The organism is Algivirga pacifica (genome assembly GCF_039543525.1).
In the GTDB taxonomy this organism is placed as follows: Bacteria; Bacteroidota; Bacteroidia; order Cytophagales; family Flammeovirgaceae; genus Algivirga; species Algivirga pacifica.
On the sequence record NZ_BAABJX010000022.1, the window covers coordinates 61,088 to 82,348 of the forward strand.

General features: G+C 38.6%; 19 protein-coding genes. 9 read left to right on the plus strand and 10 right to left on the minus strand.

Translation table 11 applies throughout. The annotated features are described in order from the left end of the window. Window positions 1-31: 31 nt before the first annotated feature. Entirely contained in the window at window positions 32-277 is a 246-nt protein-coding gene (gene atpC, locus ABD985_RS07205; protein WP_345370455.1) for an ATP synthase F1 subunit epsilon, read from the plus strand. A gap of 233 nt (window positions 278-510) precedes the next feature. Here atpC and ABD985_RS07210 read toward each other — a convergent pair whose 3' ends face one another. From ABD985_RS07210 to ABD985_RS07225, 4 genes are all read right to left on the minus strand, one after another. Further along, the gene (locus ABD985_RS07210) at window positions 511-1,311 is read right to left on the minus strand and encodes an SDR family NAD(P)-dependent oxidoreductase (protein WP_345370457.1); all 801 of its coding nucleotides are present in this window, start codon (window positions 1,309-1,311) and stop codon (window positions 511-513) included. 103 nt (window positions 1,312-1,414) lie between these two features. Then, complete coding sequence (locus ABD985_RS07215) at window positions 1,415-1,945, minus strand: GNAT family N-acetyltransferase (RefSeq protein ID WP_345370459.1); 531 nt, start codon at window positions 1,943-1,945, stop codon at window positions 1,415-1,417. Between the two features lie 44 nt (window positions 1,946-1,989). Then, on the minus strand, window positions 1,990-2,430 hold the full coding sequence (locus ABD985_RS07220; RefSeq protein WP_345370461.1) for a hypothetical protein: 441 nt from the start codon (window positions 2,428-2,430) through the stop codon (window positions 1,990-1,992). Between the two features lie 30 nt (window positions 2,431-2,460). Next, complete coding sequence (locus ABD985_RS07225; RefSeq protein ID WP_345370463.1) at window positions 2,461-2,763, minus strand: antibiotic biosynthesis monooxygenase family protein; 303 nt, start codon at window positions 2,761-2,763, stop codon at window positions 2,461-2,463. A 443-nt stretch (window positions 2,764-3,206) separates the two neighbouring features. Here ABD985_RS07225 and fahA point away from each other — a divergent pair, with 443 nt between their 5' ends. The 3 genes from fahA (at window position 3,207) to ABD985_RS07240 (ending at window position 6,547) form a co-directional block, all read left to right on the plus strand. Further along, window positions 3,207-4,469: a fumarylacetoacetase gene (fahA, locus tag ABD985_RS07230; protein WP_345370465.1), complete on the plus strand. Its 1,263-nt coding sequence runs from the start codon at window positions 3,207-3,209 to the stop codon at window positions 4,467-4,469. An 87-nt stretch (window positions 4,470-4,556) separates the two neighbouring features. Beyond that, on the plus strand, window positions 4,557-5,609 hold the full coding sequence (corA, locus tag ABD985_RS07235; protein WP_345370466.1) for a magnesium/cobalt transporter CorA: 1,053 nt from the start codon (window positions 4,557-4,559) through the stop codon (window positions 5,607-5,609). 254 nt (window positions 5,610-5,863) lie between these two features. Further along, complete coding sequence (locus tag ABD985_RS07240; protein WP_345370468.1) at window positions 5,864-6,547, plus strand: hypothetical protein; 684 nt, start codon at window positions 5,864-5,866, stop codon at window positions 6,545-6,547. A 66-nt stretch (window positions 6,548-6,613) separates the two neighbouring features. On the opposite strand, the gene ABD985_RS07245 is transcribed toward ABD985_RS07240, so the two are convergent. Next, window positions 6,614-8,662 (minus strand): S9 family peptidase, encoded by a 2,049-nt coding sequence (locus tag ABD985_RS07245; protein WP_345370470.1) that lies wholly within the window; start codon window positions 8,660-8,662, stop codon window positions 6,614-6,616. Between the two features lie 218 nt (window positions 8,663-8,880). Then, the gene (locus ABD985_RS07250; RefSeq protein ID WP_345370472.1) at window positions 8,881-9,780 is read right to left on the minus strand and encodes a DUF3078 domain-containing protein; all 900 of its coding nucleotides are present in this window, start codon (window positions 9,778-9,780) and stop codon (window positions 8,881-8,883) included. A 365-nt stretch (window positions 9,781-10,145) separates the two neighbouring features. Between ABD985_RS07250 and ABD985_RS07255 the strand changes: the two genes are divergently transcribed. The 4 genes from ABD985_RS07255 (at window position 10,146) to ABD985_RS07270 (ending at window position 14,213) form a co-directional block, all read left to right on the plus strand. Then, a complete protein-coding gene (locus ABD985_RS07255; RefSeq protein WP_345370473.1) occupies window positions 10,146-10,823 on the plus strand; it encodes a YggS family pyridoxal phosphate-dependent enzyme in 678 nt (225 codons plus the stop codon). A gap of 208 nt (window positions 10,824-11,031) precedes the next feature. Next, window positions 11,032-11,586 carry a hypothetical protein gene (locus ABD985_RS07260; RefSeq protein ID WP_345370475.1) on the plus strand — a complete coding sequence of 185 codons (555 nt, stop codon included), beginning with the start codon at window positions 11,032-11,034 and terminating at the stop codon, window positions 11,584-11,586. Window positions 11,587-11,972: 386 nt separating this feature from the next. Continuing rightward, a complete protein-coding gene (locus ABD985_RS07265; RefSeq protein ID WP_345370477.1) occupies window positions 11,973-12,365 on the plus strand; it encodes a response regulator in 393 nt (130 codons plus the stop codon). 117 nt (window positions 12,366-12,482) lie between these two features. After that, window positions 12,483-14,213: a tetratricopeptide repeat protein gene (locus ABD985_RS07270; RefSeq protein ID WP_345370479.1), complete on the plus strand. Its 1,731-nt coding sequence runs from the start codon at window positions 12,483-12,485 to the stop codon at window positions 14,211-14,213. A gap of 326 nt (window positions 14,214-14,539) precedes the next feature. Here ABD985_RS07270 and ABD985_RS07275 read toward each other — a convergent pair whose 3' ends face one another. Both ABD985_RS07275 and ABD985_RS07280 read right to left on the minus strand, forming a co-directional pair. Beyond that, the gene (locus tag ABD985_RS07275; protein ID WP_345370481.1) at window positions 14,540-14,893 is read right to left on the minus strand and encodes a hypothetical protein; all 354 of its coding nucleotides are present in this window, start codon (window positions 14,891-14,893) and stop codon (window positions 14,540-14,542) included. 193 nt (window positions 14,894-15,086) lie between these two features. Beyond that, complete coding sequence (locus ABD985_RS07280) at window positions 15,087-16,070, minus strand: hypothetical protein (RefSeq protein WP_345370483.1); 984 nt, start codon at window positions 16,068-16,070, stop codon at window positions 15,087-15,089. Between the two features lie 173 nt (window positions 16,071-16,243). Here ABD985_RS07280 and ABD985_RS07285 point away from each other — a divergent pair, with 173 nt between their 5' ends. After that, window positions 16,244-17,086, plus strand: a complete 843-nt coding sequence (locus ABD985_RS07285) for an alpha/beta fold hydrolase (RefSeq protein ID WP_345370484.1) — start codon at window positions 16,244-16,246, stop codon at window positions 17,084-17,086. A 93-nt stretch (window positions 17,087-17,179) separates the two neighbouring features. On the opposite strand, the gene mutL is transcribed toward ABD985_RS07285, so the two are convergent. Together mutL and ettA are read right to left on the minus strand one after the other, a co-directional pair. Then, window positions 17,180-19,150, minus strand: a complete 1,971-nt coding sequence (mutL, locus tag ABD985_RS07290; protein WP_345370487.1) for a DNA mismatch repair endonuclease MutL — start codon at window positions 19,148-19,150, stop codon at window positions 17,180-17,182. Between the two features lie 225 nt (window positions 19,151-19,375). Next, entirely contained in the window at window positions 19,376-21,064 is a 1,689-nt protein-coding gene (gene ettA, locus ABD985_RS07295) for an energy-dependent translational throttle protein EttA (RefSeq protein ID WP_345370489.1), read from the minus strand. Window positions 21,065-21,261: the final 197 nt, after the last annotated feature.

Consider the following 21,261-nt stretch of genomic DNA (forward strand, 5'->3'; position numbering starts at 1 on the left):
TACTCATTTTTCATCTATAAATAACGATATTATGTACCTTGAACTGATCACACCTGATACTAAAGCCTTCGAAGGGGAGGTTCAGTCAGTAAAGGTTCCAGGCATTGAGGGAGAATTCGAGATGCTGAACAACCACGCTGATATTATCAGTGCTCTGGAAAAAGGAGATTTGAGAATTGTGACTGCTAACGGAGAAGAAAAAACTTTCGTAGTAGACGGTGGTACTGTTGAGTTGATCAACAACAAAATCACGGTACTTGCTGAGGCAATTCTGTAATTTGGGTATAAAACCTAAATGAAAAGCCACTCTGGATATATTATCCGGAGTGGCTTTTTTGTTGAATCGTTGAATCGTTGAATTGAGCTTCGCTCGTTGATTCGAGTTGATATGTTGATTGGCACAGATATTACCAATCAAAAAACAGTTCAACTCGAATCAACGATTCAACGAGCGAAGCTCAATTCAACGATTCAACAAAGCGATTTGGAGTATGATGGATCAATATTCAACTATACCATGGCATCCTTCATCGACGAATGGAATATCTTAATTCGAAGGCTTCTTGGCACCAACTTAAATCCTGTACTCATAAATTTCGCCATGATTCCCGGTCTTACTACTTTTTTCTTACCAATGGCCTGAATAATATCTGTCGCTACTTTCTTAGAGTCATCTCCAATATTAAAGTCCATTCCGGCTCTATTCTCAAATCCTGTTTTTACGGGTCCGGGTGTTACACTAAGCACATCGACACGATGTGGACGAAGCTCATAAGCCAACCCTTCTGCCAAAGATTGTACATAGGCTTTGGTGGCTCCGTAATTCGTCATATATGGTGTTCCTTGGAAAGAAACTAAAGAGGACAACAGGACCAATGCTCCTTTTCCTTCTTTCTTAAATTGATTTCCCAAGAAGTGGCTCAACTGCAATACGGCACGACAGTTCAAATCCAGCATATTCTCCAATAAAGAATAGTCCATCTCCAGCAACTCTCCTCCTGTACCATATCCTGCATTCAATATGGCAATACCTACCTGATATTGATTTAGATGATGTTGAAGTGCTTCTACATCCTCCTTTTTGGCAAGATCTCCTGGTAAGGTAGTCACGTTTACGCCATACTGACTATTGATTTCCTGCTGAATTTGATCCAGTAACTCTTTTCTTCTTCCCGTAATCAACAAATCGAAACCAGCTTCTCCCAACTGATAGGCTAGTTCTTTACCAATACCTGAGGTAGCTCCTGTAATTAGGACTAGCTCATTGTAGTTACTTTTTAATGTTGCAATACGTTTCTTTGACAGTGCCATATAAATTGATTGTTAGTGTTTATTTTTAAAAATTTTAAATTCTATTCTTCAAAGGATTCAGACAGATGATAGAACGTACGTATTGTAGTATAGTTTTTGGCTTTCATGATAATGGTATTATTGAAGAACTCTTATAAAGCAGCACTTCCGATCCTTCCTCTCCCAGCTTAATCTTTTCAACCTGCCTCAACCCCAGCTTTTCTAATAAACGCTGAGAAGCAAGATTATCTGGATTAACGATACCTTTGATGACCTTCAACCCAAAATCTTTGAATGCTTTTTCCATTAATACCTTAGAGGCTTCGTAAGCGTACCCCTGCCCTTCATACTCCGGCAATAAGCCAAAGCCTATATCTACCCCCTCTACTCCTTCTCGATCGTATAATCCGGCAAAGCCTAGTTTGGCTCCATCTTTTTTTCTAATAATGGTATAGTTTCCATACCCCAATCGCTCGAATTGAGGTTTCATCTTTTCAAGAATATGTTTTTGGGCAGCTTCTTCTGTGTATATCTTTCGGTCTCCTATATTTTGAATCCATTTAGGAGTATTCATCAGTTGTAATACAAAAGGGGCATCCTCTTCCTTTGTTGAACGTAATACTAGTCGTTCCGTTTCTATACTATTTATCGGCATGTTTATATACTTTCAAAGCTGCTAAGTATACCATTTTTTAATCATTAAGGCTTAATCTTTTCTACCTCTAAAATCACCGGACTTTCCAGAATATGGAATAAATAGTGCCCTTGCTCTACTTTTACCCCGATATCCATCAGCCTTGATTTTTTCGTTTCTCGATCACGAATACCTATAATCTTATTCTGAGAATCATAAATCCAAGATACCGATTCCATATCCAGTTCTTTTGAAGGGTCTTGTACCTCTACACGAGCATTCCCTCCTTGATCAAACGTAAAAACCGCTTTAAAGAATAACATCCTAAGAAAGCTTTCCGTCATAGCTACTTGCTCTTCAGAAATCCCCTTAGGCATCAGTTCATCAGCAATAATCATTTGCTTTACTTTCCATGTTCCATGAAAATCTTCTTTCTGCTGTCCAAAAGAATTTACCCAACCCAATAAAACTATAAGGGATAAGAAGATGTATTTTTTATTTATCATGATGTTATTTCTTAGTACATGTAGTATTATTCAATTTTTATTCTCAAAGACAACCTCAAAATGCTCCACCACCGGAAATGGATCATAATAATGATGCAATAACCTCTTCCACTCCTGATAAGCTTCCGATTCCCTAAAACCTACCGTGTGGTCTTCCAAGGTTTCCCATTGTACTAGCAAAGCATATTTATGGTCATCTTCCAGGCAACGTTGCAATTGATGGTTTTTATACCCTTTGATAGAAGCTATATATTGACCGGCCAGCGCAAAATCTTTCTCGAACTGAGTGGTCATTCCTGGTTTTACACGAAGAAGGGCTATTTCTTGAATCATAGATGAAATAAAAAAATGGACTTGCTGTTATAGCAAGGAATAGTATTTATTGGATGTATAATATTACATAAAAAAGAAAATAGAAGAGGTGTTATTTCACAATAATATTCGACACAGGGCGGTGTCCTGTGCTAATACTAATAGCTTTGCTCCATTCTTATACTCTCCAATCATATCCCTCTTTATACCATTTCTATCTAAAATATTTAATATCTTTTCGAAGGTCCATTTGGATCTATAAGAGTTTGCTTGGAATACTGATTTAGATAGAGAAAATTTCTATAACCTGTTCAAATCAAGTCAGATTTGAAGATAATAGTGGCTCTATTTGATGAAAATATGGATTGATTTGAACAGTGATTAGAGGAATTTTCTGTCTGAATCAGTATTCCAAACAAGCTCTAAGCCTATAAACTATACACCACACTAAAAACAGATATACGATGATAGAACCACAACTAACCAATCGACCTTCCTGGGTGAATGTCTCTAAAAACTCCGACTTCACACTTTACAACCTTCCTTATGGTATTTTTAAAACCGCCAAACGCTCTCCTAGAGTTGGTGTTGCAATAGGAGAAGAGATTCTCGATCTGACAGCAGTCGCCGCATTAGGATATATGGATGACTTGGGAATGGATGTCACCGTTTTTGATCGCCCTAAGCTTAATGACTTTATTGCCCTAGGCAAGCCTATATGGACAAAGGTTAGAGCCAGGATAAAAGAACTTCTTACAGAGGGTAGTGATCTATATAAACATGCGGATAAGGTATTGGTCGCTCAAGTGACGGCAGATATGTTACTTCCTGTAGAAGTGAAAAACTACACGGACTTTTATTCCTCTCAAGAGCATGCCACCAACGTAGGCATTATGTTCAGAAGTAAAGAGAATGCTCTAATGCCAAACTGGAAGCACTTACCTGTAGGGTATCACGGACGCGCTTCTTCTATCGTAGTTTCTGGAACGAATATTCATCGTCCGAAGGGGCAGATGATGCCACCTAATGCCGAAACACCTGTCTTTGGTCCGTCTCAGCGTATGGACTTTGAACTAGAGATGGCCTTTATCACAGGGCGTGCGACTGATTTGGGCGATTCTGTCACTACTGCTGATGCAGAAGAACATATCTTTGGTATGGTTGTCTTCAATGATTGGTCAGCACGAGATATACAAAAATGGGAGTATGTTCCTTTGGGACCTTTTTTGGGCAAAAACTTCGGATCATCCGTCTCTCCTTGGATTGTTACGATGGATGCGCTAGAACCTTTCCGGGTAGCAGGGCCTTCACAAGATCCTAAAGTACTTCCTTATCTTCAGTATGAAGGGGACAAAGCCTTTAATATCAATCTAGAGGTCGCTCTATTACCAGAAAAATGTCAAAAAGAAACGATCATTAGTCGTTCCAATTTCAAATACTTGTACTGGAATATGGCACAGCAACTGGCACATCATACCATTAATGGTTGTAATATTGAGGTGGGTGATATGTATGCTTCAGGTACCATCTCCGGCAAGTCTGAAGATTCTTATGGCTCTATGCTAGAGTTATCTTGGGCAGGACAAAAGACCATTTTGCTAGAAGAAGGAGGAGAACGAAAGTTTCTGGAAGATGGTGATACGGTCATTATGAGAGGCTATTGTATCAAGGACGGAATACGTGTCGGCTTTGGAGAAGTAAGGTCTAAATTACTTCCAGCGAAATAAATGTAGGCCCTCGCATGATGCGAGGGTTCTATCTCAACAAGCTTGAACAACTAAACATCATGAACGAACAGCGTTCAATTAAACAGTATGAACACAACATCTAGTAAAATAGGGTTACCTCCAGGTACGCTAGTGCATGTAGGTACACAATGGAGCGATGAGGTAAAAATCTCCGTAACCGATTATACCCCTACCACAATTGAAGAGTATCAGGTCAATACGATAGAGGAGGTCTTCCAATTAAAGGAGCATACTTCTGTCAGTTGGATCAATATCGATGGATTACATGATACAGCATTGATCACTAAGCTTAGTGAACACTTTGAGCTGGATACCCTGATGATGGAAGATATTATCAATACCCAGCACCGCCCTAAGTCCGAAGGGTTCGAGGATCATGAGTTTATTACGCTTAAAATGTTGGGGTTGACTGCTGATGGAAAAAGTATTGTGGAAGAACAACTCAGCATTATACTAGGAAAAAACTGGGTTATTTCCTTACAGGAAAAAGAAGGGGATATCTTTCACGAATTCAGGGTAAGGGTAAAAGATGGGAAAGCCAAGGCTCGAAAAAAAGGGCCTGATTATCTTTTCTATCGACTTATTGATATGGTTGTAGATAATTATTACCATGTGACGGAGCACTTTGGTGATACCATTGAAGCAATGGAGGAATCCATCATTGCTCATCCAGACCGCAGGGCATTAATTGATATACAGCAACTCAATAAAAAGGCTAGTCAGTTTAGAAAAGCAATTTCTCCCCTACGTGAAGCTATTCTCAACTTACAAAAAAATGAAAGTGAGTTGCTCTCGGAAGATACACTGCGTTACATCAAAGACTTGATGGAACATGTGGTCTACATTAATGAGTTAATTGACCATCAGAAAGAGATGATTGGTAACTTGATGGATTTGTACCATTCAGGGGTAAGCTATAAGATGAACCAGATTATGCAATTGTTGACCCTGGTCTCTACGATCTTTATTCCACTTACATTTATTGCGGGGATCTATGGGATGAACTTTGCTTATATGCCAGAGTTACAATGGCATTGGGGGTATTTCGGGGTATGGGGATTGATGATTGCTGTTGCTATTGTGATGGTCTTCTACTTTAAGAAGAAAAAGTGGTTATAAAAGGGTGCCCCTTGTGGGTACTGCGGCCATAAGCATGTCACTTACGTGATAGATGAAGGATGAAGGAAGGGCGTCCCTTGTCATCTCCCCGACAAGGTAAATTCTATTATTCGATCAACCAATCAATACTATTCCACGTATTCATATATTAAGGTTGAATAAATAATCCTTATACTGCTCACTAGCTCTGTTCGGCCTAATTAATGAATACTACTCAACAAACGGCATAACTAATACCACACCACCCCTTCCCTATGGCTTACAACATACATACTCCCTCTAAAAGAACACTGTGGGCTCTTAAATACTTATTAAAGCCTTTACTACTTTTCTTGCTCCCTATCTATTTATTGATCAGAGGAAGTGTCTTTTTATATCAATACTATGAATGGAATACTTGGATTGCCTTAGGCTTGACCTATATTATATCCTTATTTCTTTGTCTGTACTATACCTCTTTTCTATATAGAAAAGTTCTTCGCAGGCAATATATCAGTATGAGGGAGTTTAAGATCACCTTCTTTATCATGACAGGACTTACGCTCTTTTATTGTGGTGCCTCACTCATTACCCTTCCTATCAAAAACCATAAAGTATCAGAAATTAGAAAAGAATATACCAGCCTACATCCTTTTCTTCGCTTAGGGGTAAGAACATTATTATGGATTGATCGTGATCTACTCATCACTGATGCGGAACGCGCTCCTGAAGATTACAGAAAAATGGGGCTTCCTTCCAAAAAAAGATCATTGCACTATACTCAAAGCACAGGCTATGTACACGCCATGGATATACGTGTCAGTGACCGTTGGTGGATACGCAATCGTTTAGTACAGCTTTACTTTTGGACTTTAGGGTTTAATGCTGTACGGCACGGGGGTACGGGAGATCATTTGCATATTTCCCTTTCATTGGCAGAAAGGCCGGAAGCATGGTAGTTAGGAGTTAGGAGTTCTTTAAAAAAACTTAGTACTTATAACTTCTAACTCCCAACTCCTAACTATTTATTCCATACCAAGTATCATTAGGATAAAGGCAAACTCAAACGCGATTTCTCTTAGCGTTTCAAATCGTCCTGAAGCACCTCCGTGACCAGCACTCATATTGGTTTTCAATAACAATAGGTTATTGTCTGTTTTCAGTTCTCTTAACTTGGCAACCCATTTAGTAGGCTCCCAATACTGTACTTGAGAGTCGTGAAGGCCAGAAGTAACCAATAAGTTAGGGTAATTCTGTGCCTTTACCTGATCGTATGGAGAATAAGACTTCATATAGAAGTAGTAAGCCGGATCATTGGGGTTGCCCCATTCCTCGTACTCTCCTACTGTTAGCGGGATACTTTCATCCAGCATCGTAGTCACTACATCCACAAAAGGAACATCTGCCACTACTGCCTTGTATAACTCTGGACGCATATTTATCACTGCTCCTACCAATAACCCTCCTGCACTTCCGCCATTGGCTACTATACGGTCCGGACTACTATATCCTTCTGCTATTAAGTGCTCCGTACAAGCAATAAAGTCTGTAAAGGTGTTTTGCTTATGCAATAGTTTTCCATCCTCATACCAAGGTCTTCCCATCTCTTCTCCTCCTCGGACATGAGCAATAGCAAACACAAATCCCCTATCCAACAAACTCAAACGAACGACACTAAAGTAAGGATCATAAGAATATCCATAAGAACCATAAGCAGTCAAGTACATCGGTGCATGCCCATGTTTTTCAAACCCTTTCTTATAAACCAAAGAAATCGGAATCTGTGTGCCATCTGCTGCTGTCGCGTGAATGCGTTCGGCTTGATAATCCTCTGAGGAAAATCCACCTAATACGGGCTGTTGCTTCAATAATTCTTTATGGCGACTTCCCATATGGTAATCAAATGTCGAACGAGGTGTCGTCAAGGAATTATACCCATAACGAAGAATCTTCGTATCAAAATCATAGTTCACACTGATCCATGCAGAATACGTTGCTTCTCCAAAATCAAGATAATGCTCTTCTCCATCCGACCAATGTTTGATACGAAGATGCGTTAGTCCCCCAATACGCTCTTCCAATACCATGTAATCCTTGAACACCTCTATCCCTTCTAACAAAACGTCTCCTCTGTGGGCGATCACCTCTGTCCAGTCCTCTTTTTCGGTAGCATGTATAGGAGCTTCCATCAAACGGAAGTTGGTCGCCTGCCAGTTCGTCAATATATAGAACTTATCTTCAAAGTGCTCTACCTGATACTCATGCTTCTCCTCCCTCGGCAAAAATACCTTTAGTTCCTGAGCTGGAGTCTCCGCTTCCACATAGTGAATTTCACTAGAAGTGGTAGATCCTGAATTAATAAAAATATATCGACGGGATTTTGTACGATGGATTTGAAGGGTAAACTTCTCGTCAGTCTCTTCAAAAAGAAGTTGGTCCTCTTGCTGCTCAGTGTCCAATTGGTGTTTCCACACTTTGTTGGGACGCAAGGTTTCTTTATCCTGTGTCGTATACAATAAGGTCTTATTATCAGCTGCCCAGCAACAGTTTCCTACTGTCTCCTTTAGGGTATTCCCTATTGGCTGACCTGTTTTTAGATCTTTAACCTTGATTTCGTAAATTCTTCTTCCTACAGTGTCAACAGCGAAAGCCAGTAATTGATTATCATCGCTGATCACCATAGCACCTACCGCAAAGTACTCATATCCTTCCGCCTCTTTATTCGCATCCAGCAATACCTCTTCTGGAGCTGTAAGACTTTCTTTTTTACGGCAATACACTGGGTATTCTTTACCTTCCTCATAACGAGTATAATACCAGTATCCATTTCTACGATAAGGAACCGACTCATCATCTTCCTTAATTCTAGATCGCATTTCTGAGAAGAGGGTCTCTTCCAATGCCTTAGAGGGCTCCATCATGGACGCGGTGTAAGCATTTTCTTCCTCCAGGTAATCAATTACCTCTTGGTTTTCTCGCTCTCGCATCCAATAATAAGGGTCAATACGAACATCCCCATGTTTTTCAAGCGTATAGGTCTTTTTGGTCGCTAATGGCGGATTAATTACTTGCATTCGGTGTTGATCGTTTGGTAAATATTGTCGTGACATTCATGCTTAAAACTAAGAACCGGAAACTTATCAAAGTTTCCGGCTCTGCTAAGAGATTCAAAAATAAGGATCTCCCGTATTAGAAGACTACACTAATAAGAAAAAATATTATTCTGTCCTATCAGAGCTTTTTTGGAATACTGATTCAGCAATAGTATCCATCTTCCTTTCTTATAGTATAATTAGTAGCTTACTGCTACTCCAACATTTAATACATGCTTAAACTGTACTCCTTGTCCTGTTGTTCCATCACTTTTTGGAACCAAAACATCTGGATCATAAATCAATTGGGTTCCAAAGTTAGTATTAATATACTTATTCACTTTGAATACTAATAGTGTTCCCCAGTTTACGACCCAACGATCCAACTCTTCATAAGGAGCAAACATATTAAGGTCTGACTTAACAGAAACATTCTCCATCAACTTTGCTTGAATCGCATTATGGATTGTCATACCAAATTGATAACGCATACGCTCTCCTGCTTCTACACCAAAAGCACCTTGTTCTGACAACTGCTCATCCATCACAAAGGTAAATCGGTTAGATACAGGTGCCAATGAAAGGCTGACGATATCTTTATAGTTGTACTCTGCCTTGGCATTCAATACCAAATAACCAGGTGCCATAAAAGCTGAGATCTTTCGGCGCATCTCTTGATCATCGGTCTCATCCATATAGAAGTCATATCCAACATCCATTTGTGTCCTTAGCTGTGCACTTCCAAGAAGCCTCCAATGTTCATTGATTTTATACCCCATATCGGATGTCAAAACCATTTGATCATCTGTTTTCTTAACGTTGTAACGAGAATCTCCTTGTCGTACTACTCCATAGGCCATATCTAGTTGTGTACCCCAAACCATTGCTCCTTCGTCCATTTTGGTTTTAAGGGATAACACTGCTCCTAAAGCTGTAGAATTTTGTCCTCCGGCAGCCCAGTTATATAAGCCTACATTCGAAAAGTTTACTCCAAAGCTTCCTTGATGAAGCCAAACGGAATCTTTAGAAGCAATTTGTGCAATAGCGAACTGAGAAACCATTACCAATAGTAATGAAAACAAAATAGTCAGTTTTTTCATTCTGTTATTTTAATTTATAATTATTGAGTGTTTTTTATCCAAAAAGTGATAAAACATAAGGATTTAATCCTGCTGTCAAATATCGGAATATCAATCGTTAACCATAACAATAATAAGTAAAATATTAGGATTCGCTAACAGTTAAATTAGCTTTTTTAGAGCAAAAAGAATGTGTATTAAAGACATGTAAACAACCATTTTTTATCATTTTTGCATTTAATAATGATACCGCCAACCAAGTGATTGCTTGGCCTATTAAAAATATACCTTTTACCTTCGTTCGGGCGACCACATGGGGTCACCCCTACCTTTTACCTTTTACCTTTTACCTTTTACCTTTTACCTTTTACCTTTTACCTTTTAACATGAGCGCTTTATCTGAAAACATCGAAAAATTTGAAAAAGAACTTGAAGGCACAGACTGTAAATTGGTCGCTGTAAGCAAGACCAAACCCATCAGCTTGCTACAGGAAGCCTACGACTGTGGCATTCGGGTTTTTGGTGAAAATAAAGTACAAGAGCTTACCGAAAAGCACGAGGCCTTACCCAAAGATATTGAATGGCATATGATCGGGCACCTTCAAAGAAATAAGGTGAAATATATCGCTCCTTTTGTTAGCCTTATCCACTCTGTAGATAGCTTAAGGCTTCTTGCTGAGATCAATAAAAGAGGTGCACAACATGAACGTGTGATTCCTTGTCTTCTGCAAATTCATTTAGGTAAAGAAGAAACCAAGTTTGGACTCGATGAATCTGAACTCGTTGAGTTACTTCAACATGACGATTTTTCCAAAATGGAGCATATCCGTATACGAGGTCTCATGGGTATGGCTTCCAATACGGATGATGAGCAAACCATCCGAGAAGAATTTAAGAGTCTCAAACAATTATTTGAAAAAGTAAAATCAACCTATTCCCTCCCTCAACTTGAACTGAAAGAAATCTCTATGGGGATGAGTGGTGATTATAAAATTGCCATTGAAGAAGGGAGTACACTCGTTAGAGTTGGCAGTGCTATTTTCGGTGCACGTAATTATTCCTAACAAGGTAAAATGTATAAGGTAAAAGATATGCAGGAATAATCTTTTACCTTATACTTTTTACCTATTACCCTTTATCGTTTCCTTTATTCACAAATACTATTAAATTAAATAGTAAAGAAAGGTACTCCCAACTTACCTTAAAACGACCCAACCACAACCTTTCAGAGGGTCGTCACTAAAAGCCCTTCAACTTTAACCCTGCAACTATATGAAGCAATTACCCATTCAGAGAATCAAAAATAAAATTGCTGTAGAAAAACAACTCCAACAAAATTTACACCTCTTATTCATACTGTATGCCTTTTGCAGCTTCTGTCTTTATCTATTCGTAATACAAGGCATTAAAGACAAAGCTCCCAGTTCTCTCGCTTTACCTTATGATGGCGTGATTGAAGTGAGTGTTTGTATTCTTTGTAGTAGTATCCTGCTAGGACTGGCTTATTCCCGCGCCAGAAAAGATAAGATCGTACCCCTACAAATCTACCTTTCGTTCTCCTTAATGAGTCTGCTCATTGGTCTTTTCTTTTGTTATCAGTACTATGTCTTACTGTCTTATAAAACAGACTTTCCTATACTTCTTTCTACGTTCTTAATTTGTACTGAAAGTGCTTTGTTCTTTGTTTTACAAAGCTACCTCACGATTAGAGCATTCCAATACCAAGTACACTCCAGAAATCTCTATAGCATAAAACGAATCTACTTGTTTAGTATTTACAAAGCCTGTATTACTTTAACTTATTTAGTCGCTACTTTTCCTTGGTAAAAGCATAAGCACTGTTATTTATTAGTACTATATTATTACCTTTTATTAAAATTTCAATATTTAATAAGTATTTTTAGATAAAATTTAAAATAATATATCTTTTGTTAATATTATTAATTACATTTAAGGTATAGTTTAAATTAGAACATATCATATATATATAAAATATTTAAGCACTGTTCCCTACAGTGCTTTCAAAGACGCTTCTTTTAATACGATGGAAGTTTAAATAATTGAATTGGTTAAGAAAAAAGACATGCTTTGCGTGTCTTTTTTTTGTATTATATTTTCAGGGGCAGAAATAATAGCATACCATTTAATCCACTGTCCAATATCCTATTTCGAGGAACGATTTATATTATTTAAACCATAACACTTACTATACCATGGAAACTGTAAAATCAGTTTTTATCATTGACGACGATACGACCAATAATCTGATCTGCAAAAAAATGATTGAGAAATCAGGTTTCAGTACGAATGTTACCTGTATTACCGATGTAGCGCAAGCCTTATCTCGCCTTCAGGAACTTGAAAGTAGCAGTGATTTTCCTGAAGTCATCTTTCTGGACATCAATATGCCCCCTTCCAATGGATGGGTCTTTTTAGATCAATATATGGAACACTTTTCTCATAAAACAATCAAAGTGTTTATGCTATCTTCAGGTGTAACAGACTATGAAAGGGAGAAAAGCAAAAAATACGAGCTTGTTTCTACGATTATGGACAAGCCTCTTTCTATAGATAAGTTGCAATACATTAAGGAGCAATTTATGTAATCATTCAATAACAGTACCCCTTTCTAACAGTTAGTCATATAAACATAGTCGATGTCAAGCTTTCGGGTAAGGTCATTTTATACCCTAATTCATCTTCTAAACACAGGCTAAAATATTATGTTTGTAAGTATCACAAGAACATTACTAAGAATGAGAGGGGTACTATTACTACTGATTGCTTACTTTTTAACGACACAAAGTGTAGCGGCACAACAACATACTATTGCACCTCAGCTGCAAAAAGCTGACTCTCTACTTCATGCATTTCAAGTAGATAGTGCCTCTACAATTCTTCAGGAGTACCTCCAAAAATCCCAAAGTAACCCACTCTATAGTATTTATGATATAGGTCGTGCTTATCAAGAAACTGCTGAATTATTCGCCAATTATCAATACTTTTCCAAAGCCCTAAGAACGTGTCAGAATGGAATTGTTTTTCTTTCAACACAAGAGGTTCTACCATATGGTATGCTAGGAGAGCTTCACAGTATGATTGGCAAAATACAACATCACCTACAGCTTGGTCCTCCTACGATTGATTCCTACACTCAGGCGATGAAGATGTATGAAAAAGCTAACAACCCCAGTTATGAGGTGGCATTGGTCGAGCTTTATATTCTTTTTGGGAATACCTACTTTCAAAGTAATGACTTTGGACTAGCCGTCAGCTATTACAACAAGGCCATCCAAAAGCTGGAGCAACTGGACTCTTCTGTAAGGCCTGATGTGGCTCAATTGCACCTTAAAATAGGCTTAGCCCTCAAAAAAACAGGAGCTATGAAAGCCGCTGAAACTTCACTAAAAACAGGTTTACAGATTACAAAAGAGATCTATGGCACTACTCATATAAATAATCGAGTATTTTATAGAGAGCTGGCCTATTTATATATACATCAAAAAAACTTTGAGGAAGGGCAGCAGTTTGCTAAAGAAGCTCTCCGTCTTTATCTCCAAAATATAGAGAGTAAGTCAGAAGCAATTGCTTTTCAGGAGCAAATGGCTATCGCATTCTTTACTGCAGCAGCTTATGAGTTATCCTTTTATTGGTACCATAATCTTCTACAGCAACTAATAACACAAAAAGGAAAGGCCGAAGCGCCTCAAATTGGCCTTCGTTACCTTCAAATAGGTCAGAAGTTTGTTTTGGCTGAAGCCTATACCTTTGCCATTCAATCCTATACCATTGCCCTGGGATTATATAATCAAACTTTTGGGAGAAATAACCTGAAGTCGGCCAAAATTATTGGAAATCTAATCGACCTCTATGTTAAATCTGGAGACATTGCTAACGCTAAACGATGTCAACAAGAGAAAGTCAAAATTTATCAGATTCTTGCTGAGAATAGCTATACTGAAGCTGAAGACCTTTTTGACGTCGCCTCTCTCTTTCAATTGGAAGGAAATACTGACTCTGCTACGGTTTACTATCAGGAACTTCTACTCAAATTTGAGCAACATCCTAAATGGTATCCTACTTCTATTAATAACCTTTCGATGCTTTTCTTTCAGAAGAAGGATTATGATACTTCTCTAAAGTATGCGTTACTACTCAAAAGGTATTATAACGATCATTATCAGGCCAACCATATGAAGGTGCTGGGGTCAGACTTACTATTGGGAAATATCTACTATGCTATGGGAAACACAACTCAAGCTTTATATCATTATCAAAAAGTACAGCATCATAAAAAGTCTCTCCTGAAGCTTTTTAACGAAGTTGCTCTACAAGCTAACCTCAATTTAAGTGACTTCTACGATCAGAAAGGAGAACTACGGAATGCCCGAGCGTATAAATCTATTGCAAAAGAAATTGAAAAAGAGCTTCACCCTAATATTTCCTTTTACTAAGAGCTTGTTTTAAATACTGATTCAGGTAGGGGAAATTTCTATAACCTTCTCCAATCAACCCAGATTTAGGGTACACGCAGTGAAAATAGTGGTTTCTATTTACCGAAAATATGAATTGATTTGAGTAGTGATTAGAGGAATTTTCTCTCTGAAGAGGCATTCCAAACAAGCTCTAATAGGAAGCTACCTCATCATGCCATACATATTATCCATAGATATTAATGTTAAACGAGAAAGGATGAAGGAATATAACTTCTTTACAGAGGTGCTTTTCCTTCATCCTTTTCCTTTATCCATTTGGAATGATGTATTGTTTCATTGTTCCCTTAAAGGGCGTTGTTTTTTTCTTCTAGCATTTTCATGATGCCTTTGATATGTATCTCCAGTTCCTCTAGCGTGAGTTCCGTATCCAAAGTTACGCTCTCTGACTTGAAGGCATTGCTAATACTCTGTAAAAATGCTTCCAAACTTTCTAGCCTAAAGGTACTCAGCCTTGTCGTAAACTTATGCTTGATATCACTAAAACCTTGAGCATTATTATTTCTTAAGGCATCTTTCATTGTTTCGAAATCCGTTGCGAATTCCTCTTGTGACACTTTCAGAAAACTCTTGTAACCATCTTGGTCACCTTCATACAAAGTATCTGTAAAGCTAAAATCCATATAATATTTTGTCAGCATTGGTTGGAATAGATTGATCAAAAATCAGTTACATGTACAGGTTTATGTACAATAACAAAGATAGACAACTGTCTCTCAATACCTCATGTAAGGTCTCCTAACAATGTTAAAGAAGTTGCAAATTGATGTCAATACTTACATGCTATTCCAATTCATGCAACTACTGCCATTTCCTTTTGCAATCGCCTTATCATTACAGCTTTCCCTCCCATAATATCCAATAAAGCATGGGAATCAATATGATTAAGGAGGTCAGGATATAAATAAAGTAGTCTATTCTCGTCTTTAAACGTGAATAGGAATACCTCAATGTACCTTCTTTAAGGTAGAGACAATTTTTGAAAATCAATAATGATAATAAAATGTAATAACTTAAAAACAACCCAAAACCTACATAATGATACTGGCTCAAAAAGATATCATAAAGACATAAATGGGAAGGTAAACCATAGATATACTTTACAAAATGCAGCTTTAATAAAAGAATTGCGATCACCACATATCCTACCCCTATCAATAATGTCCAATAAGGGGCAATACCCTTGCGAGCATTCAGTAAGAGTATGGTAATATATAGTCCTCCAAAAACCCAAAGCAAATAGTCAATCCACTCTTCTGAGAGTGTCCAAACAGTAGTATCATCTCCCCAATCAGAAAACGCTACACTACAACAAGTTGTAATAATATCTGGTGTTATTCCTGCAAAAAATAAGTACATCAGCAACAGTTCCACCAACAGTATAATTGCTATAGGTGGGATCAACCAATACTTCAAAGGGGTCAGTGGATAGGTAGGCTCCCTATCATCCAGGTAATTCATGGAAAGGAATAAGACATATAAAAAGACGGCCAATACTTTAAGATAGAGTAAAGGATAGCCGTATTCATTTACTGATAATACTCCCTGCGCACACATCGCTCCCTTAATCAACGGAGGAATATGAATATTCACCGTTACCATAAAAAGTATTAAGGAAAACAATTGAAATAGTAGAGCAAAACGTACCACAGAAGATACTAAATATGTCTGTCGCTCCAATTGTAACTGCTTCTCACTCACGGCCACCTCATCCCAACCTGCTATGATTCGAACTCCATAGTAGACTGCCCCTAGTCCTATTAACAAAGTACTTACCTGAATCAATAACTGTGTAATTACCCAATAATCTGTTAGCATATGTGCTTTATGTTTATGAAGATTTCTTCCTCCTATAGTATTGTTTTCCCTGACTATTATTCAAATATAAGCGTATGTTGCCAATTTTGTTTTCCAACTCCCATTCTTGATAAGTCCATCAAGAAAAAGTAAATTGAATACATATTCACTTTTAATATCCCAAACAATATCCGATGACTAAGACGACTATGACTACCAACGGTTTTCTAACGCTCCCCGACGGCACCATAGAATATATCAAGCATGGAGAAGGCAAACCCTTACTTATCTGCTTACATGGTTTTGGAGATAGTGCCAAACTTTTCTCTGTACTAGCTCCTACACTACAAAAACGATATACTGTATATGCCATCAGCTTACCCTTTCATGGAAAGTCTACATGGAAAAAAAAACAATTTACCCTGAATACATTAATCGAAGTGATCGAGTTGATCAAGCAAAAAGAAAAGCAAGAACGACTCAGTATCATGGGATATAGTCTAGGAGGAAGAAGTGCTCTTATGCTAGTACCACATTACTACAAGCTATTGGATCACCTCTATTTATGTGCTGCTGATGGCATCAAGACACATCGCTTATATGACTTTGCCCAACTGCCACATTGGTTCAGTGTTATTGTCCCTATTGTCATGCGTAGTCACAAACTGATGTTTTGGTTAGTGGGACTTGCCTATCGCAAACAATGGATCTCAAAATTTCTATATGATTTTACTTATAATCACTTTAATACCAAGGAGCAGCGGAGAAGATTCTTTGGATGTACCACTTTCGTAAAGTCTTCCCGAAATATGAACTTGGAGCAGGTACAAGCTTATCTTAATAAAGAAAAGGTACCTGTAGATTTATACTTTGGCAAAAGGGATGAAGTCATCCTAATGGAAGGAGCACAAGAATTTGAAAAAGCAGTAGACGGAGCTACACTCTATACTTTGGATAAAGGGCACCTTCTCATTGACGAAGACCTCATGTTATTATTGGAAAAACAGTTGAATACAAAAGTAAAAAGAGAGCATTGACGATCTGATCAATGCTCTCTTTTTACTTTTATCTATCAGTTACTGCTTATCCTTTATGAGCAGCAACTATTATGTAGTATAATGCTAAACCTACTATTGGAACAAGTTCTCGATAGCATCCATTTTCATCAAAACGATCGTCTTACGCCCTTCTGGTGAGAAATTAGGGTTAGAGCAAGCAAACAGTTGTTCAATAATGGAACGCATTTCTGCCGTTTCCATAGACTGCCCTTTCTTTATTCCTGTACGCTTAGCCAATGACCTTGCGATTGTTTCTCCATGGGAAAGTTGCAGTGTATCTCGATTATGCTTGATCTGTTCAATGATTCCTTCTAATACACCTTCCTCATTACTGTTATGGATAATAGCAGGGATACCATTGACTACTACCTTACTATGCTCCTTGATTTCCAGCGAAAAACCTAAGGCCTTAATTTCATCCTTATACTCAGCTAAAAGCAATAAGTCAGCAGGGCTCAGTTCAATGGTACGAGGAAACAAAAGTTTCTGTGATACACCTGTATTCTGATTAATCTCTTGTAAGAAGCGCTCATAGAGAATACGTTCGTGTGCTGCTTCTTGATCCAGTAACGTAATTCCTGATTTCACCTGATACAAGATATAACTATTACGGATCTGTATAGGCTCAATCTTTTCTATAGGAGTTTCTTTTTCTTCTTGCTGTACTTCATCCAACTCATTCGCTCTACTACTGAAAGTGATCGTTGGAGATGCTTCTACGTTTTCATCAGGAAAGTTATCAGAATCCATATTGAACATAGGATCCTGTTGCTCCCAAACCTTGCTCATCGCAGAAGGAGCAGCCTCTTCATCCCAGTTATTAATTCTGGAAGAAAGTCGTGTCACTACCTCTTCAGAAGAGTTATCCTCTGTGTTTTCTATATATTCAGGTCTTCCAAAAGAAGGAGCTGTCTGTTCTTCTTTAGAAGGAATGGAGAAGTCCATATTGAAACTTCCAGAAGAAGTTCCTCTTCCCATGATTTCTCTTTTGGAAACTTCTGGCAGCTCCTCAGCAAAATTGACATCCACCCCAAAATCAATGGAAGGTGCCACACCATAACCTGCCAATGCCTGCTTCACTGCTGCACTCACTAATGCATACAATGTACGCTCATCGGTAAACTTAACTTCAGTCTTAGTGGGATGTACATTCACATCTACATCCTTGGGATCTACCGTAATATTGAGTAGATAAAATGGGAAGGTGCCCTCAGGAAGTAATCCTTCATAGGCTGTCATCACTGCATGATTCAAGTAAGAGTGCTTGATATAACGTCCATTCACAAAGAAAAACTGGTCGCCTCTTGTTTTCTTGGCGGCGTCAGGGCTTCCGACATATCCACCAATTGACATTACCTCAAGATCTTCCTGACAAGGATAAAGTTGTTCCTGATAAGACTTTCCAAATAGGGAAACAATACGTTTAGCCATTTTTCCTCCCCTAAGGCTGAACATCTCATTATCGTCATGGTACAATACCATGCTGACTTCAGGGTTAGACAAAGCCACACGCTGAAACTCATCAATAATATGTTTTAGTTCTACAGGGTTGGACTTTAAGAATTTTCTACGGGCAGGAATATTAAAAAACAAGTTTTTGACCGCAACCGATGTTCCTTCTGGAGTACTGATCGGTTCTTGTGTTTCCAGCTTACCTCCTTCCATACAAATATGCACGCCCATTTCATCCTCAGCTCTTCTGGTTTTCAGTTCCACCTGTGCCACTGCTGCAATAGAGGCCAAGGCCTCTCCCCTAAATCCAAAAGTATGGATTGCAAAGAGGTCCTCCGAAGAGGCAATTTTGGAAGTTGCATGTCGCTCAAAACTCATACGCGCGTCTGTTTCAGACATCCCCTTTCCGTTGTCAATGACTTGGATGAGTGTCTTTCCAGCGTCTTTTACGATGAGCTTGATATCGTTACTTCCAGCATCTACCGCATTCTCCAATAGTTCCTTCACCACGGAGGCTGGTCGCTGTACTACCTCACCAGCTGCAATCTGGTTTGCCAAGGCTTCTGGAAGTAAACGGATTACGTCTTGCATATATATTGATTTGTATGGATATCCAGTCTAAAAAGCACAAGCTATCAAGAACTGTGCATAAAATACTATTTGATCACGTTATAGTAATAGCAAAAATAAGGGGTTTTCATATGAAATAAAACTTTCTAAAAAGCAAATAGTTGAGAATCTGTCACTTTAAAGCATAAAAAAACAGTAACCTTATTCAGATCACTGTTTTTTCACCTACTTATTATTGAAATATTCCTATTTCATCAATTTCTTATACTTCAAACGCTTCGGTGTGATATCCCCTACTTCTTGTCTTCTTTTCTCTTCATATTCTGTAAAGTTACCTTCAAAGAATCTCAAAGTAGAGTCTCCTTCAAACACCAGCAAGTGCGTACAAATTCTATCCAGGAACCAACGGTCGTGAGAAATAATTACCGCACATCCCGCAAAGTTCTCCAATGCTTCCTCCAGTGCTCTCAAGGTATTTACGTCCAAGTCGTTGGTAGGCTCATCAAGCAACAGTAAGTTAGCTCCTTCCTTGATAGACATCGCCAGGTGTACACGGTTTCTCATACCTCCTGACAGCTCTCCAATTTTCTTCTGCTGATCATTACCCGCAAAGTTAAACTTGCTTACATAAGCTCTTGAGTTGATCTCACGATCGCCTAGCAGAATGTTTTCCTGACCACCAGAAATGGTCTCCCAAACCGTTTTATTAGGATCCAATTGATCGTGCTCCTGGTCTACATAAGCAATCTTCACCGTTTCTCCCACATCAAAAGTACCCGCATTAGGCTCCTCTTTTCCTGTGATCATCTTGAAAAGTGTTGTCTTACCAGCACCGTTTGGTCCTACAATACCTACAATACCGTTTCTAGGCAAAGCGAAATCCAGGTTCTCGTACAAGATACGATCTCCAAAGGCTTTCATTACACCACTGGCCTCAATCACCTTGTTACCCAACCTTGGTCCGGAAGGAATAAATAGTTCCAGCTTAGCCTCCTTTTCTTTAGACTCTTCAGATACCATATCATCGTAAGCGTTCAAACGGGCTTTTTGCTTAGCGTGTCGCCCCTTAGGAGTCATACGAATCCAGTCCAGCTCTCGCTCCAACGTCTTCTGACGCTTAGATTCTTGCTTCTCTTCCTCAGCCAAACGCTTCTGCTTCTGATCCAACCAAGAAGAATAATTTCCTTTCCAAGGAATACCTTCACCTCTATCCAACTCCAGGATCCAACCCGCTACATTATCCAGGAAGTAACGGTCGTGAGTTACGGCAATCACGGTACCTGGATATTGCTGCAAGTGCTGCTCCAACCAGTATACAGATTCTGCATCCAAGTGGTTGGTAGGCTCATCCAATAGCAATACATCTGGCTGCTGTAACAACAATCTACATAATGCTACCCTTCTTTTCTCACCACCTGAAAGTACACCAATTTTGGTATCTTCCGGAGGACAACGTAGCGCATCCATTGCTCTGTCCAGCTTGCTATCGATATCCCAAGCGCCCAGGTTATCCAACTTCTCCTGTACTTCTCCCTGCTCCTTGATCAATTTATCCATCGCATCAGGATCTTCCAATACCGCTGGGTCTGCAAACTTGAGGTTAATTTCCTCAAAGGCAGCCATCAGATCCATAATCTCCTGCACCCCTTCTTGCACGATTTCTTTCACTGTCTTCTCAGGATCCAATGTAGGCTCTTGCTCCAAGTACCCTACTGAATATCCTGGAGAGAATACTACCTCCCCCTGATAGTTCTTATCAATGCCCGCAATAATCTTCAAAAGAGATGACTTACCTGATCCATTTAGACCCAATACCCCAATTTTGGCACCGTAGAAAAACGATAAATAGATGTTTTTTAGTACCTGTTTGTTAGGCGGGTAAGTTTTGGTTACCCCCGCCATCGAGAAGATGATGGTTTCGTTATTGTTACTCATTGTCTGAGTTAAATTTTAGAATATGAATTTTTTTTAATAAGATCGTAACTAAAGCGACTTTTCAGGATGCAAGATAGTACAAATCCTATGTTTTAAGCGAATCTCTACACAATGCGGTATTGAACCGATTGTTTTTTGAAGAGATTACTGATAAAATTAAAACTTATTTGCAAAACATTTGGATTACCTATAAATTT

Excerpts from the sequence above, each read along its gene's own strand:
- atpC (WP_345370455.1), top strand. The coding sequence starts at position 32 with ATGTACCTTGAACTGATCACACCTGATACTAAAGCCTTCGAAGGGGAG.
- ABD985_RS07210 (WP_345370457.1), bottom strand. The coding sequence starts at position 1,311 with ATGGCACTGTCAAAGAAACGTATTGCAACATTAAAAAGTAACTACAAT.
- ABD985_RS07215 (WP_345370459.1), bottom strand. The coding sequence starts at position 1,945 with ATGCCGATAAATAGTATAGAAACGGAACGACTAGTATTACGTTCAACA.
- ABD985_RS07220 (WP_345370461.1), bottom strand. The coding sequence starts at position 2,430 with ATGATAAATAAAAAATACATCTTCTTATCCCTTATAGTTTTATTGGGT.
- ABD985_RS07225 (WP_345370463.1), bottom strand. The coding sequence starts at position 2,763 with ATGATTCAAGAAATAGCCCTTCTTCGTGTAAAACCAGGAATGACCACT.
- fahA (WP_345370465.1), top strand. The coding sequence starts at position 3,207 with ATGATAGAACCACAACTAACCAATCGACCTTCCTGGGTGAATGTCTCT.
- corA (WP_345370466.1), top strand. The coding sequence starts at position 4,557 with ATGAACACAACATCTAGTAAAATAGGGTTACCTCCAGGTACGCTAGTG.
- ABD985_RS07240 (WP_345370468.1), top strand. The coding sequence starts at position 5,864 with ATGGCTTACAACATACATACTCCCTCTAAAAGAACACTGTGGGCTCTT.
- ABD985_RS07245 (WP_345370470.1), bottom strand. The coding sequence starts at position 8,662 with ATGCAAGTAATTAATCCGCCATTAGCGACCAAAAAGACCTATACGCTT.
- ABD985_RS07250 (WP_345370472.1), bottom strand. The coding sequence starts at position 9,780 with ATGAAAAAACTGACTATTTTGTTTTCATTACTATTGGTAATGGTTTCT.
- ABD985_RS07255 (WP_345370473.1), top strand. The coding sequence starts at position 10,146 with ATGAGCGCTTTATCTGAAAACATCGAAAAATTTGAAAAAGAACTTGAA.
- ABD985_RS07260 (WP_345370475.1), top strand. The coding sequence starts at position 11,032 with ATGAAGCAATTACCCATTCAGAGAATCAAAAATAAAATTGCTGTAGAA.
- ABD985_RS07265 (WP_345370477.1), top strand. The coding sequence starts at position 11,973 with ATGGAAACTGTAAAATCAGTTTTTATCATTGACGACGATACGACCAAT.
- ABD985_RS07270 (WP_345370479.1), top strand. The coding sequence starts at position 12,483 with ATGTTTGTAAGTATCACAAGAACATTACTAAGAATGAGAGGGGTACTA.
- ABD985_RS07275 (WP_345370481.1), bottom strand. The coding sequence starts at position 14,893 with ATGCTGACAAAATATTATATGGATTTTAGCTTTACAGATACTTTGTAT.
- ABD985_RS07280 (WP_345370483.1), bottom strand. The coding sequence starts at position 16,070 with ATGCTAACAGATTATTGGGTAATTACACAGTTATTGATTCAGGTAAGT.
- ABD985_RS07285 (WP_345370484.1), top strand. The coding sequence starts at position 16,244 with ATGACTAAGACGACTATGACTACCAACGGTTTTCTAACGCTCCCCGAC.
- mutL (WP_345370487.1), bottom strand. The coding sequence starts at position 19,150 with ATGCAAGACGTAATCCGTTTACTTCCAGAAGCCTTGGCAAACCAGATT.
- ettA (WP_345370489.1), bottom strand. The coding sequence starts at position 21,064 with ATGAGTAACAATAACGAAACCATCATCTTCTCGATGGCGGGGGTAACC.